The organism is Pseudomonas sp. KU26590, from assembly GCF_026153515.1.
GTDB lineage: Bacteria > Pseudomonadota > Gammaproteobacteria > Pseudomonadales > Pseudomonadaceae > Aquipseudomonas.
Map to the genome: position 1 here is coordinate 1,036,294 of NZ_CP110644.1, position 13,017 is coordinate 1,049,310.

General features: G+C 61.7%; 12 protein-coding genes. 7 read left to right on the plus strand and 5 right to left on the minus strand.

The window, feature by feature from the left end:
- Positions 1 to 256: 256 nt before the first annotated feature.
- The 4 genes from OKW98_RS04785 to OKW98_RS04800 all read left to right on the plus strand — a co-directional run bounded on the left by OKW98_RS04785 (position 257) and on the right by OKW98_RS04800 (position 5,199).
- Positions 257 to 2,179 (plus strand): sigma-54-dependent Fis family transcriptional regulator, encoded by a 1,923-nt coding sequence (locus OKW98_RS04785; protein ID WP_265388164.1) that lies wholly within the window; start codon positions 257 to 259, stop codon positions 2,177 to 2,179.
- A gap of 764 nt (positions 2,180 to 2,943) precedes the next feature.
- Positions 2,944 to 4,293: a UDP-N-acetylmuramate:L-alanyl-gamma-D-glutamyl-meso-diaminopimelate ligase gene (gene mpl / locus OKW98_RS04790; RefSeq protein WP_265388165.1), complete on the plus strand. Its 1,350-nt coding sequence runs from the start codon at positions 2,944 to 2,946 to the stop codon at positions 4,291 to 4,293.
- The gene (gene ubiX, locus OKW98_RS04795; RefSeq protein WP_074892728.1) at positions 4,290 to 4,919 is read left to right on the plus strand and encodes a flavin prenyltransferase UbiX; all 630 of its coding nucleotides are present in this window, start codon (positions 4,290 to 4,292) and stop codon (positions 4,917 to 4,919) included. Before mpl ends, ubiX begins: the two co-directional genes overlap by 4 nt.
- Positions 4,912 to 5,199, plus strand: coding sequence for a YceK/YidQ family lipoprotein (locus OKW98_RS04800; RefSeq protein WP_122536988.1), 288 nt, complete (start codon positions 4,912 to 4,914; stop codon positions 5,197 to 5,199). Before ubiX ends, OKW98_RS04800 begins: the two co-directional genes overlap by 8 nt.
- Positions 5,200 to 5,336: 137 nt before the next feature.
- Here the strand turns inward: OKW98_RS04800 and OKW98_RS04805 are convergent, their stop codons facing one another.
- From OKW98_RS04805 to OKW98_RS04815, 3 genes are all read right to left on the minus strand, one after another.
- A complete protein-coding gene (locus OKW98_RS04805) occupies positions 5,337 to 5,978 on the minus strand; it encodes an oxidoreductase (protein ID WP_265388166.1) in 642 nt (213 codons plus the stop codon).
- A gap of 235 nt (positions 5,979 to 6,213) precedes the next feature.
- Positions 6,214 to 7,908 carry a C13 family peptidase gene (locus OKW98_RS04810; RefSeq protein WP_265388167.1) on the minus strand — a complete coding sequence of 565 codons (1,695 nt, stop codon included), beginning with the start codon at positions 7,906 to 7,908 and terminating at the stop codon, positions 6,214 to 6,216.
- Positions 7,909 to 8,068: 160 nt separating this feature from the next.
- A complete protein-coding gene (locus OKW98_RS04815; protein WP_265388168.1) occupies positions 8,069 to 8,524 on the minus strand; it encodes a MaoC family dehydratase in 456 nt (151 codons plus the stop codon).
- Positions 8,525 to 8,720: 196 nt separating this feature from the next.
- On the opposite strand from OKW98_RS04815, the gene OKW98_RS04820 reads away from it, so the two are divergent.
- From OKW98_RS04820 to OKW98_RS04830, 3 genes are read left to right on the plus strand one after another with little or no spacing between them, the layout of a single operon-like run.
- Complete coding sequence (locus OKW98_RS04820; protein ID WP_065988384.1) at positions 8,721 to 9,083, plus strand: CidA/LrgA family protein; 363 nt, start codon at positions 8,721 to 8,723, stop codon at positions 9,081 to 9,083.
- A 2-nt stretch (positions 9,084 to 9,085) separates the two neighbouring features.
- The gene (locus OKW98_RS04825) at positions 9,086 to 9,796 is read left to right on the plus strand and encodes an LrgB family protein (RefSeq protein WP_265389650.1); all 711 of its coding nucleotides are present in this window, start codon (positions 9,086 to 9,088) and stop codon (positions 9,794 to 9,796) included.
- 10 nt (positions 9,797 to 9,806) lie between these two features.
- Complete coding sequence (locus tag OKW98_RS04830; protein WP_265388169.1) at positions 9,807 to 10,397, plus strand: LON peptidase substrate-binding domain-containing protein; 591 nt, start codon at positions 9,807 to 9,809, stop codon at positions 10,395 to 10,397.
- 66 nt (positions 10,398 to 10,463) lie between these two features.
- Here the strand turns inward: OKW98_RS04830 and OKW98_RS04835 are convergent, their stop codons facing one another.
- Both OKW98_RS04835 and OKW98_RS04840 read right to left on the minus strand, forming a co-directional pair.
- Complete coding sequence (locus OKW98_RS04835) at positions 10,464 to 11,780, minus strand: bifunctional DedA family/phosphatase PAP2 family protein (RefSeq protein ID WP_265388170.1); 1,317 nt, start codon at positions 11,778 to 11,780, stop codon at positions 10,464 to 10,466.
- Between the two features lie 4 nt (positions 11,781 to 11,784).
- On the minus strand, positions 11,785 to 12,468 hold the full coding sequence (locus OKW98_RS04840) for a DNA-3-methyladenine glycosylase (protein ID WP_265388171.1): 684 nt from the start codon (positions 12,466 to 12,468) through the stop codon (positions 11,785 to 11,787).
- Between the last annotated feature and the right edge of the window lie 549 nt (positions 12,469 to 13,017).

The following is a 13,017-nucleotide window of genomic DNA, read 5'->3' on the forward strand; positions in this document are numbered from 1 at the left end:
TAGGTCGCATGGGTAGAGCGTAGAGCAAAGCGCGGGCCACTGCCGTCCGGTGCCCGTTTTATGGGGGTTTTGTCCATGGGTCGTGTGGTCCTGGCCGAGTGGTGTATCAACGGCGGGGCGGCCGGAGTGACACTTTGTACCCTTTGCGTGACAGCTTGGCTGACCCCGCCTTTCGCAGCATTGCAATGAATCCGGGCGAGGAGGATGCTGAGTCGCGAATCCTCCGCAGAGCCCCGGCTCAGGATGAAAAATAAAAATGCACAGCAATCACCTGACGCGCCACGCCGAACAAGTGCTGACCGTTACCCAAGGCAAAACGCCCCATCAATACGGCCCCGGCGCCGATCCTTCCATTGCCCGTTCATGGTTGCGGTGCCTGGAGGATTATCACCTCGACCCCGCCCAAGCCATGGCGCCCACCGTGCATGAACATGCGCGCGTGCTGGAGAGTCGCGAGCAACTGCAGCAGGTCCTGACCATCGCCGGCGACGAGATGAACAGCCTGCACCGTCAGCTTGCCGGCGGCAGCGCGGTGCTGTTGACCGATGCACGCGGGATCATCCTCAATTGCGTGACCGAGCCCGGGGACCGGCGGATTTTCGAGCGTGCGGGCCTTTGGCTGGGCGCCGACTGGAGTGAGGCGCGCGAGGGCACTAACGGCATCGGCACCTGCCTGGTCGAGCGTCAGTCGGTGACCATCCATCGCGACGAGCATTTTCGGGGCCGCCACACCGGACTGACCTGTTCGGCGAGCCCGGTGTTCGATCCCCATGGCGATCTGCTTGCGGTGCTCGACGTTTCTTCGGCCCGCCACGATGTGTCCCGCCAGAGCCAGTTTCACACCATGGCGCTGGTGAACCTGTCGGCGAAGATGATCGAGAGCAGCTATTTCCTGCGTCATTTTGACGGTCAGTGGCTGCTGCGATTTCACCTTCAGGCTGGCGCGGTCGGTTTGTTCAGCGAAGGGCTGTTGGCGTTTGACGGCGAAGGCTGCGTCAGTGCGCTGAATCAGAGCGCGCTGAATTTGCTGGGCTTGAGCCGTGGCGATCTGGTGGGGCAGGGCGTGGAATCGTTGTTTGACTGCTCACTGGATGAGTTGCTGAGCCGCGCTTCGCCGGACGCCGCCACCCGTTGGCCTTTGCGTACCCGTGATGGAAGGGGATTCTTCGCCGTGCTGCGCGGGCAATCGCGTACCGAGCTGAAGGACCTTGCTACTCCGGTTGTCAGCACGTTGGCTGTGCCGGTCTGTTCGAGTGATATCTGGCTGGGCGACGCATCGCTGCACACTGATTTCCGTCGGGCGCTGAAGGTATTCGAGCGCGACGTGCCGTTGCTGATCAACGGCGAGACCGGCTCTGGCAAGGAGGCGTTCGCCAAGGCGGTGCATCAGGCGAGTCGGCGCTCCGCCAAGCCGTTCGTGGCGCTGAACTGCGCGGCCATTCCGGAAAGCCTGATCGAGAGCGAGCTGTTCGGTTATCGCGGCGGAAGTTTTACCGGCGCGCGCAAGGAAGGCATGCGCGGCAAGTTGCAACAGGCCGATGGCGGCACGTTGTTTCTGGATGAGATCGGCGACATGCCGGTGGCCTTGCAGACCCGTTTACTGCGAGTGCTGGAAGACCGGCTGGTGGTGCCCATTGGCGGCGAGCCGCGAGCGGTGGATGTACGAGTGATCAGCGCCACCCACCGGAATCTGCTGGATCGAGTGGAGGACGGCAGCTTTCGTGAGGATTTGTTTTATCGGCTTAACGGCCTGGAGATCGCCTTGCCGCCGTTGAGAGAGCGGAGTGATAAGGCGCAGTTGCTGGAGTTCTTGCTGGAGCAGGAGGCGAGAGGGCTTGCGATTGTGATTGAGGCGAAGGCCAGGCAGGCGCTGCTCGACTTCAACTGGCCCGGCAACGTGCGGCAGATGCGCAACGTGCTGCGTACGCTGGCGGCGTTGTGCGATGAGGGGCGGATTGGTTTTGCTGATCTGCCGGTGGCGATTCGGCAGGGGAGTGCACAGACAAAGCCCGACATTTCCCATTCGCCCTTGGACGACGCGGAACGCGCAGCGCTCATCGCCACCCTGGAAACCCAGCGTTGGCACATGACCCACGCCGCCCGCGAGCTGGGGGTGAGTCGCAATACGCTGTATAGAAAGCTGCGCAAGCATGGGATACACCGCCGAACCTGTGTTTAGGCCTCCAACCGTTCCCGGCTGAAGCCGGTCCCACTCAGTACGTGCTGCTTGGCCGGCATATGAGGCCGGGCGGGAAAGCGGGATAATGCAGGCTGACGCCCATCCTGTAGGAGCGCGCTTGCCCGCGAAGGCGTTTGAACGGCAATAACTGTATCGCCTGATTAACCGATTTCTCGGGCAAGCGCGCTCCTACAATTGACCGCGTCAGACCGCACATGCGCGAGCTTTTTTCAGTGGGACCGGCTTCAGCCGGGAATAGGCCTGCGTGAGCGCTATCCATTCTGCGGTGTGCCACCTGACGCTTTCCCGGCTGAAGCCGGTCCTACTGGGAGATCGCGGTCCCACTCAGTACTTGCTTCTTGGCCGGTATAGGGGCCATGGCGGGAAAACGAAATAATGATGACTGACGCGCATCCTGTAGGAGCGCGCTTGCCCGCGAAGGCGTTCGAACTGCAACCATTGTATTGCCTGATTAACCGATTTCGCGGGCAAGCGCGCTCCTACAATTGACCGCGTCAGATCGAAGATGCACATGCGCGTGGCTTTTCAGTGGGACCGGCTTTAGCCGGGAAGAGGCCTGTGTGAGCGCTATCCATTCTGCGGTGGGACGCCCGACGTCTTCCCGGCTAAAGCCGGTCCTACCATGGCGTTCACTCACAATCCCGAGGGTCATCCTCAAGCGTGTCAGCCGCTCTCGGTAATTCCCCCGTGCGCATCCACTGCCTTCTACGCTAACCTGCGGCCCATGTTCTAAGAGGTCGGTCATGCACATTCATATTCTGGGTATCTGCGGCACGTTCATGGGTTCGCTGGCGGTGCTCGCCAAGGATCTGGGCCATAAAGTCACGGGCTCCGATGCCAACGTCTACCCGCCGATGAGCACGCAGCTCGAAGCGCAGGGCATTCAGTTGATGCAGGGTTACGACCCTTCGCACCTCGAACCGGCACCGGATCTGGTGGTGGTCGGCAACGCCATGTCGCGCGGCAATCCCGCGGTCGAATATGTCCTGAACAAGGGCCTGCCCTACGTTTCCGGGCCGCAGTGGCTGGCCGATCACGTCCTGCGCGGTCGCTGGGTGCTGGCCGTCGCTGGCACCCACGGCAAAACCACCACCAGCAGCATGCTCGCCTGGGTGCTGGAGCACGCTGGCATGGCCCCGGGCTTCCTGATCGGCGGCGTGCCGCAGAACTTCGATGTTTCGGCGCGTCTCGGCGATACGCCGTTCTTCGTCGTCGAGGCTGACGAATACGACAGCGCCTTTTTCGACAAGCGCTCCAAGTTCGTCCATTACGGCCCGCGCACCGCCATCCTCAACAACCTGGAATTCGATCACGCCGACATCTTCCCTGATCTGCCGGCCATCGAACGGCAGTTTCACCACCTCGTGCGCACCATCCCGAGCAAAGGCCTGGTCATTCACCCGACCACCGAGCCGGCACTTGAGCGCGTGATTCAAATGGGCTGCTGGACGCCGGTGCAAACCACGGGCGAGGGCGGTCAATGGCAGGCGAACCTGCTCAGCGAAGACGGTTCAAAATTCGAAGTGCTTTTCGAAGGTGCGGTCCAAGGCGTCGTCGATTGGGGCATGACCGGCCAGCACAACGTGGCGAATGCCTTGGCCACCCTCGCCGCTGCCCGCCACGTGGGCGTCGTGCCGCAGCAGGGCGTTGAGGCGTTGAGTGCTTTCAAGAGCGTGAAGCGGCGCATGGAGAAGGTCGCCGAAGTGCGCGGCATCACCATCTACGATGACTTCGCCCACCACCCGACCGCCATCGCCACCACGCTGGACGGTCTGCGCAAGAAGGTTGGCGATGCACCGATCATTGCCATCGTCGAGCCGCGTTCCAATTCCATGAAGCTCGGCGCCCACCGCGATGGTCTGCCGGAAAGCGTGGTCCAGGCCGATCAGGTGGTCTGGTATGCGCCGGCCAATCTGGGCTGGGATCTGGCCGCAACCGCTGCGCAATGCACCATTCCGTCACTGGTCTGCGACAGCCTCGACGGCATTATCGAGCTCGTGAAAAACCAGGCCGAGCCCGGCACCCACGTGGTCATCATGAGCAACGGCGGCTTCGGCGGCCTGCACGGCAAACTCGCGGAGGCACTGCAATGAGCGGCCCTGAACGTATTACCCTGGCAATGACCGGCGCGTCCGGCGCGCAATACGGTCTGCGCCTGCTGGACTGCCTGGTGCGCGAGGATCGCGAAGTGCACTTCCTTATTTCCAAGGCCGCACAGTTGGTCATGGCCACCGAAACCGACGTCAACCTGCCGCCCAAACCGCAGATGATGCAGGCCTTCCTCAACGAATACACCGGCGCGACAGCGGGCCAGATTCGGGTTTACGGCAAGGAAGACTGGATGTCACCGGTGGCGTCCGGTTCCGGTTCGCCGAGTGCGATGGTGGTAGTGCCGTGTTCGACCGGAACGCTGTCGGCAATCGCCACGGGCGCCTGCAACAACCTGATCGAACGCGCCGCAGACGTGACGTTGAAGGAGCGTCGGCAGCTGATTCTGGTGCCCCGCGAGGCGCCGTTCTCCAGCATTCATCTGGAGAACATGCTCAAGCTGTCGAACATGGGCGCGGTGATTCTGCCGGCGTCGCCCGGTTTCTATCACCAGCCGCAGACGATCGATGATCTGGTGGATTTCGTCGTCGCACGGATCCTCAACTTGCTCAACGTCCCGCAGGACATGCTGCCGCGCTGGGGCGAGCATCACTTTGGCGCCGATGAATAAGCTCGTCGTCATTGCGCTGGGTCTGTTGCTGACCACAGGCTGCTCGACCGTGCGCACCCTCGATGCCAATCAGCCCGGCGCGCCGGTCGTGTACGCCGGCACACGACTGGATCTGTACGCCATCGAAGGGGGCTGCTGCGAGAAGGACCGCTTCGGCACCGAGGCGCCGAAGTATCCGATGCTCGACCTGCCCGGCAGCGCGCTGCTCGACACGCTGCTGCTGCCGTTGTCGATTCTGACCGCGCTGGGTGTTGGGTTTCAGGCTACCGGCGGGATGTAACTCGGGTCGGCGATCCCTGTAGGAGTGAGCTTGCTCGCGATTGCGATATGACTGGCCCTGTAAGGGTGACTGTCAGACCTGCTCGCGAGCAAGCTCACTCCTACACAGTTCTTGCCGTTAGCTTGAGTGGTGCTCAGTCACTTCCCCAACCGCCGCAAGTCATCCGACTCAACCACCCGCACGCCGTCCTGCTCTTCCAGCGCCAGACGCCACAGCGCGCGGGCCAGGTTGCACGCTTCAATGCCGCCGTATTTGCCGGGAATCAACTTGGCGAGAGGCGCGGCCAACTGTTCCACAAACCGTTGATCCTGCCGCTCGCCAATCAGCAGAGACGGCTGGGCGATGGTCAGTTGCGGCCAGCCCTGAAGCTTCAGTGCTTCTTCCATCTCGCCTTTGACGCGGCTGTAAAAGATGCTCGATTTCGGATCGGCGTTTACCGCGCTGATCACCAGCAGGTGACGCGCACCCAACTCGCGGGCACGTTTGCCGAATGCGACGACCATGTCCAGATCCACGGCCCGAAACGCTTCCTGGGAACCGGCCTGTTTGATCGTGGTGCCCAGGCAGCAGAACGCGATGTCTACGGGGCCTTCCAGCGCGGGCAGCAGGCTTTGAAGATCGCCGACCGGGTTTTCCAGGCGTGGATGTTCAGCCAGAGGACGACGGCTGGGGGCGAGAAGCCGGGTAACAGTGGGTTCGTTAAGCAGGCGGTCGAGCAAGTGCTCGCCAGTCAATCCGGTAGCTCCGGCAAGCAAGATGTGCTGAGGCGTCAAGTACATGATCTTTCTCCCTTGATACGCCACAAGCATAGGCGCTGTACCGGAACAGACTGCGGGCGAAGCGGGAGGGTTTCACAAAAACACATGAAATCTTGGCGCATCCCGCATTTGAGGGGCATCACTCCGTAGGAGCCGGCTTGCTGGCGAACCCGATCCGACATTCACCCTCTTCGCGTCTGGACACATGCGTTCGCCAGCAAGCCGGCCCCCACAGGTTCCGCGTCATCGGAGGCACTCAGCGGCGCACCGTATTCAGCGCGCGCTCCGCCTGACTTTTGCGCAGTTGCCGCCAATGGGCGACCACGCCTTTCGGCGCCCACATCTGCGGCTCGGAGGCTTCGAAGCTTTCGTCCGTCTCACGCTGGGCGACGATGTCTCGCGCTTCGTTGAACGCTTGCACCAGATCGTCGGTTTCCACCAGCGCCTTGCCGAACAGCGCCTCGCCGAAGTAGGTGAAATCGGCCTCCTCAGAACAGCCAAATGACACCCGATCCTCACGGGAGGCAGTGATCACCATCGTCCGCTCGTCCTTGATCGCCGGAATGAAACCGCCCGAATAGCACGCGGAAATCACCACCACCTTGTCGCGATTCTTCAGCGGCGCCAGCACGCCGGCCATCTCGTTGGCGGGCAGGTCTGACAGCTCCAGACGCGGCTGATCCAGCACCAGCTCGTGTTCATGGGTGCCGTGGCTGGTCAGGTAAATGAAGATCAAATCTTCCGGACCGCTGCGCTTGGCCAGCGTTTGCACGGCGCGGCTGATGGTCTCGCGGGTTGCCATCGGGCGATCGGCCATGTGATCGCGATGGTTGACCAACGTGATCTGACCCGAAGCACCGAAGCGCGTGGCCAACAGCTTGTTTACGTAATCGGCCTCGCGCAGAAAGACGCTCTGCTTGCCATCGCCACCCACGACAAGGCTGTAAAGCTCGATGGCCGGCGTGGAGGCGGGCACGGCGGCGAGGGCTTTCTCGACCAGGGCGCCCTGGGCGAGCAGGCCGATTTCCAGTGGGTCCGGGAGCAGCTTGCCGGCCGCGTCGCGCACGCGCTGGCCGTTGGACCAAGTGCCGCTCTGGACTTCGCCGTCCGCCGTGGTTAGCACGCCGCCGCCTTGATAGTTGTCGTTCTCGAACTGGCCGATGTACACGCTGCCGTCTGGGAGCTTCAGGCTGCCTGAGCCTGCGAAGCGCCAGTTCTTGAAGTCACCTTGATAGCGCGTGCCGTCGGAGCCGATCAGCTCGCCCTCGCCGGTGAACGCGCCATCCTTGAACTGGCCCGACCAGACATCGCCATCGGCGTTTTCGTAGCGACCGCGGCCATTGAGCTGATTGTTATGGAAACCGCCGACGTACTGATCGCCATCGGCGCTGTTGAAGTTGCCCGTGCCTTCAAGCTGGCCGTCGACGAACTTGCCGCTGAACTGGTTGCCCGCCGAATCGTTGCGCTGGCCTTCACCGTTGGGTTTGCCATGGGCGAACTGGCCCTGATACTCGCTGCCGTCGTCCAGCTCCAGATGCCCGGCGCCGTCATACAGATCGGCCTTGAACTCGCCGCGGTAACTCATGCCGTGCTCTTTGAGCGTGCCTTCGCCATCGCGTCGCCCCAGCTTGTAGCCGCCGACGTAACTGCCGGCGCTGGTCGTCAGCGAGCCCTGGCCATGGAATAGCCCGTCCTGAAAACCGCCCCGGTAAACGTCGCCATTGCTGGCGTGCCACTCACCCTGGCCGTTCCACTGCCCGCTCTTGAACTCCCCGGCGTACCAGCTGCCGTTGGGGTAATCGATCCGGCCCTTGCCTTGCAGCACGCCATTGATCACGTCGCCGCGATAGCGTCCGCCGTCGGGCAGGCGAGCGTCCGGGGGCAACAGCGATTCGCCGTCGCCGCAAGCGGTAAGAAGGAGGGTCAGGGCCAAAGGAGCAAACGCGCGCATGGTAAATCCCGAAAATAAGATGTTTCGGCGTGATCTGATCGCGTACGTGTATCGAGTCGCTCACACAGCCGCAGCGAGTATGCCGCAGCGAGGAACGCTCATGAAACAGTCTGTTACGACTGTTTCATGTTTCGGGAGGGTTCCGGGAGGGATAGCAGGGTTACACAAAGCACAGCGAAAGCGGTTCAGCAACGAACGCAGGCTTGTCCTGGCCTTCGATTTCAAGCGTTGCCGTGGCTTTGAGCAGCCATTGGCCGGGCTTCTTTTCGGTGACCTGCGCCAGCGTGACTTTTAGACGAACGCGCGAATTCACTTTCACCGGCTGAATGAAACGCACGCTGTCCAGGCCATAGTTGATCGCCATTTGCATGCCTTCAGGCACGACCATCAAGGACTCCATCAGTTTGGGCATGAGCGAAAGCGACAGAAACCCATGTGCGATGGTCGAACCGAACGGGGTTTGCGCTGCTTTGACCGGATCGACGTGGATGAACTGAAAGTCGCCGGTGGCCTCGGCGAACAGATTGATGCGCGCCTGATCGATGGTCAGCCAGTCGGAGCATCCCAGGTCCTTGCCTTCATAGCTTTTGAGTTCTGCATCGGGTACGTGGGGCATCGCTACTCTCCTTGCCAGTTATTGTTTTCGCGCGCGATCTTCACAGGCACGGTGACGTCGGCGCTGTTATTGCTTGGCATTGAAGATCAGCACGCTGCACTGCGCGGGTCAATGTGCCCTCAACTGGCGAATACCACCCCATAGGCAGCGCGGGTGGCGTGCCTATAATGTCGCCGTGAATCTGCTGGAGTTTTCTATGTTGCTAAGAGGCCTGACCTGGCTTGTGCTGTTCCAACTGATCGGAACCGCGCTCAATCACCTGTTTCTGTCGATACTGCCCGGCCCGATCATCGGGCTCGTGCTGTTGATGATCTACCTGATGACCCGCGGCGAAGTCAGCGAACCCATCAGCCTGGCCGCCAGCAGCCTGCTGCGATATCTGCCGTTGCTGCTGGTGCCGCCCGCCGTGGGCGTGATGGTGTATGCCGACCAGATCGCCGAGGACTTCTGGGCGATTGTCGGCTCGCTGGTTATTTCCCTTATGGTCTCGCTGACCTTCGCCGGCTGGCTGATGCAGAAACTCATCGACCGTCAGGCCAATCGCCGGGAGCCATCATGAGCCTGGACTGGCACGGCGCCTGGCTGTCGGTGATTCATCACCCCTTGTTCGGCATCGCCATCACGCTGGGCGCTTATCAACTGGTGCTGGCCGGCTACGAGAAAACCCGATGGGTGTTTTTGCAGCCGGTGCTCATTTCGATGCTGGTGGTGATTGGCGTATTGGTGAGCTGCGGACTGTCCTACGTCGAATACCGCAAAAGCACTGAAATCCTCAGCATCCTGCTTGGCCCGGCGACGGTTGCGCTGGCAGTGCCGCTTTTTCTGAATCTGCGGCGGATCCGGCAACTGTTCTGGCCGGTATTGACTACGCTGGTGGTGGGCGGCGTACTGGCCACCGGGCTGTGCGTGGGCCTGGGCTGGATGCTCGGCGCGGATCACATGATCCTGATGACCATGGCGCCCAAGTCCGTGACTTCGCCGATTGCCATGCTGGTCGCCGAGCAGATTGGCGGTGTGGCGGCGCTGGCCGCGGTGTTTGTGTTGATAACCGGGGTGATCGGCGGCATATTCGGCCCCGGCCTGCTGACCCTGGCGCGGGTAAACAGCCCGGAAGCCCGAGGCATGGCCCTTGGGCTGACGGCTCACGCGGTGGGTACGTCGGCGGCCCTGCAGGAAAGTGAGGAATGCGGCGCCTTCGCGGCGTTGGCGATGAGTTTGATGGGTGTCGCCACGGCCTTGTTCCTGCCGTTGGCGGTGTCTCTGGTTGCTTGAGGATAGGTTTATGTCGTTGCCGTTGTTTCCACTAAATGCCGTGCTGTTCCCGGGGTGCGTGCTCGATCTCCAGCTATTCGAGGCGCGCTACCTCGACATGATTGGCCGCTGCATGAAGCAGGGCGAAGGCTTTGGTGTGGTCTGCATCACTGAAGGCAGTGAGACGGGCGACGTGCCGGACGGTTTCTCGCTGATCGGCTGCGAAGCACGGGTGACCGATTTCCAGAAGCAGGACAACGGCCTGCTCGGCATTCGGGTAGTGGGTGCTCGACGCTTTCGGGTGAAGGACTACAGCACCCAGCGCGACAACCTGTTGGTCGGCGAGGTCGAGTGGCTGGACGATCCCCAAGAGCAACCGCTGCAGGAGGAGGACGACGATCTTGTCGCGTTACTCGCCGCACTGGCCGAACACCCGATGGTGGCCGCGCTGAACATGGGCCTCACCGCCAGCGGTCAGCATTCATTGGCCAACCAACTGGCCTACCTGCTGCCGTTCGCCGAAGAAGACAAGATCGAGCTGCTGGAAATTGAAGACGCCGAACAAAGGCTCGACGCGATTCAGGACCTGCTCGACGAGATGCAGGGCGACATGCAGCCGTGATTGCAGTGTTCTGCTCGCGGTAGCGCGGCCCGGATGGTTAACCCGTCGGGCCGCATCCAGGCCGCGTCAGTACTGATAGCGGATCAAGCCGTGCGAGAACGAGTGCAGTCCAAAGCCACCGAACAGCGCCACCATCGCTGGCAGCAACAGCCACCACACCTTGATTGGCAGCGCCTCCAACGGCTTCTTGTTCTGCACGAACGCAAGACTCGCCGCGCACGTGAAAAACGCCAGCAGCATCCCTGCCGTGACATCCGTCGGCCAGTGCACGCCCAGATACACCCGTGACATCGCGATCGCCAGCGCCGGTATCCCGCCCAGCAGCAGCCAGGTCAATCGCAGTCTCACCGGCTGACCCCGGCCGGCAAGCACCGCCAGCGACATGAACAGCGCAAACGATGCCGATGCATGCCCGCTCGGCATGCTGTAAGTCCCCAGGGCCTCCGTCAGTACCTCAGGCCGTGCGCGGGCGAAGGTGTATTTCATGCTCTGATTGATCAGCGCAGCGCCGAGAGTGGTGCCAACCACGAAGATCGCATGGCGCCACTGACGCGTGACGATCAGCAGGATTGTCAGCAGGGCGGCGGCACAGAACTGAGTGCGGAAATCTCCCAGCCCCGTCACCATCACCACGAAACTCTCGGCCGCAGCGCTTCGTCCGGCCTGCACCACGGTCATGATGCCTTGATCGAAATCGGCCAGATACGGCCAGCCTAGAAACACACTCCCCAACAGAATGAAGCACGTCAGGGCGATAACCTTGGTCGCGTAAGGCTTTTGCCGCAGGCTGCTCTGCACGCTGATGCCCAGCAGAATCGCCAGGCCGGCACCGACCACTGCTGCTTGGGGCCAGAAGTTTTCCGGCAGCGGCAAGCGGATGGCCGCACCGGTCGCCCAACCCGGCAGAATATAGGCCACGGACCAGCCCGCGGCGGCAATCAAGCTGACACCGGCAAAACGCACGAACGGCATGTCGCACATCCCGGCCACCATCGGCAGCATCGGGCGCAGCGGGCCGATGAAGCGGCCGACCAGCAGGCTGGCGATGCCGTAGCGCTGGAAGTACGTCTCGGCGCCGCCGATCCACTCCGGGTGATTGCGAAGACCGGGCAATTGACGAATTTTCTGATGGAAACGCCGGCCGAGGAAATACGAGACCAGGTCGCCCAATATCCCACCGAGGAAGCCCAGCAAAAGCGCTTCACCCAAGGGCAGCACGCCGCTGCCGGCCAGTGCGGCGATCGCGAACAGCACCACGGTGCCGGGGACAACAATGCCGGCGATGGCCAGGCACTCGATGAACGCGACAATGAATATCGCCGCGCCGAGCCAGGAAGGGTTGGCGCTTAGCCAAGAGGTGATGCTGTCGAGCCACGCGCCCATGGGTTTAGTTTCCTTGCTCGATGAAAATATAGTCGCGTCCTTCGACTTGCCCGCGTCTGACCGGGTTCCGTGTGCAGAACCGGGCATAGGCGGCGTCAACGAACCGGTACATCAGGTGCTCGTCGCGTCCGGCGGGGATGCCCAGGCGCGTCGTTTGAATGATTCGCGGCGGTCGCTGGCCCACGTCCTCGACAAACAGCTGTTCTTCATCGAAGCGTTTGGCGTCCCACATCGGCACTTTCAGGCCCAGCGCCTTGCACAGCAACGTCTGCCCGGCACACAGCCGCTCTGGCGTACGCACGTTTCCGCTGGTGTCGGGATTGTTGAGCAGCATGCGGGCGAGGGCGTTCTCATCGGAGACCGCGTCGACCCAGGGATAGGCCGATTTGATCAATACGGCATTGCCCGGACCTTCCGCACTGAAGTTCAGCGAGTCACCGCCACGGGCGTAATACATATAAATGTGCCCGCCTTCCAGAAACAAAGCCTTACGTTTTTCCGTGTAACCGAGGGACGCATGACTGCCTTTCTCGGCCACGTAATACGCCTCCGTCTCAATAATCCGCGCCGACAACCACAACCCGTCGACCTTGTGACGGATCACCTTGCCGAGCAAATCTCGGGCAAGCGTCTGAGCGTCGCGATTAAAGAAACTGTCCGGCAGGGCGCGTGGCGATGGGTCAGGCATGGATGAGTGCAGTCAGAGAATGGACCGCGATCATATCAACATCGGCCTTAATTGGAGCTGAATGGGTGTGTAAGCACGGGGCCGCCAATACCAGCGCCTGAACTGGCGCCTTCCCGGCTAAAGCCGGTCCCACTAAAAGCATCGCATCCCGCCAGTGGGACCGGCTGCGACCCCTGTAGGACCGGCTTTAGCCTGGAAGCTTTTGATCTGCACTAGATTTGCTTTTGCTGTGCTTCTGATCTGCTTTTGATCTTCATACGCAAAAGGCTCAAACACCGCCAATCGCGACTTGGGTGCAGGCTGAACGCAGGTCTCGCGTAGTGGGCCGAGCCGCATGGATGCGGCGAGAGCGCCGTCAGGACATGGATGTCCGTTCGGCGCGGGCCCACGGAGCGAGACCGGAGTGAAGGAACCCGACGAAGTCGGGCCCAACCAGGAGCACGGCCTTTTTGGTTACTTTTTCGGCTGTTGGAAAAAGTGACCCGCCGTAAGGGCGGAACCATAATTCGTGACGCTGGAGATAACGGATATACCCTCGGTTGCACTACC

Excerpts from the sequence above, each read along its gene's own strand:
- OKW98_RS04785 (WP_265388164.1), top strand. The coding sequence starts at position 257 with ATGCACAGCAATCACCTGACGCGCCACGCCGAACAAGTGCTGACCGTT.
- mpl (WP_265388165.1), top strand. The coding sequence starts at position 2,944 with ATGCACATTCATATTCTGGGTATCTGCGGCACGTTCATGGGTTCGCTG.
- ubiX (WP_074892728.1), top strand. The coding sequence starts at position 4,290 with ATGAGCGGCCCTGAACGTATTACCCTGGCAATGACCGGCGCGTCCGGC.
- OKW98_RS04800 (WP_122536988.1), top strand. The coding sequence starts at position 4,912 with ATGAATAAGCTCGTCGTCATTGCGCTGGGTCTGTTGCTGACCACAGGC.
- OKW98_RS04805 (WP_265388166.1), bottom strand. The coding sequence starts at position 5,978 with ATGTACTTGACGCCTCAGCACATCTTGCTTGCCGGAGCTACCGGATTG.
- OKW98_RS04810 (WP_265388167.1), bottom strand. The coding sequence starts at position 7,908 with ATGCGCGCGTTTGCTCCTTTGGCCCTGACCCTCCTTCTTACCGCTTGC.
- OKW98_RS04815 (WP_265388168.1), bottom strand. The coding sequence starts at position 8,524 with ATGCCCCACGTACCCGATGCAGAACTCAAAAGCTATGAAGGCAAGGAC.
- OKW98_RS04820 (WP_065988384.1), top strand. The coding sequence starts at position 8,721 with ATGTTGCTAAGAGGCCTGACCTGGCTTGTGCTGTTCCAACTGATCGGA.
- OKW98_RS04830 (WP_265388169.1), top strand. The coding sequence starts at position 9,807 with ATGTCGTTGCCGTTGTTTCCACTAAATGCCGTGCTGTTCCCGGGGTGC.
- OKW98_RS04835 (WP_265388170.1), bottom strand. The coding sequence starts at position 11,780 with ATGGGCGCGTGGCTCGACAGCATCACCTCTTGGCTAAGCGCCAACCCT.
- OKW98_RS04840 (WP_265388171.1), bottom strand. The coding sequence starts at position 12,468 with ATGCCTGACCCATCGCCACGCGCCCTGCCGGACAGTTTCTTTAATCGC.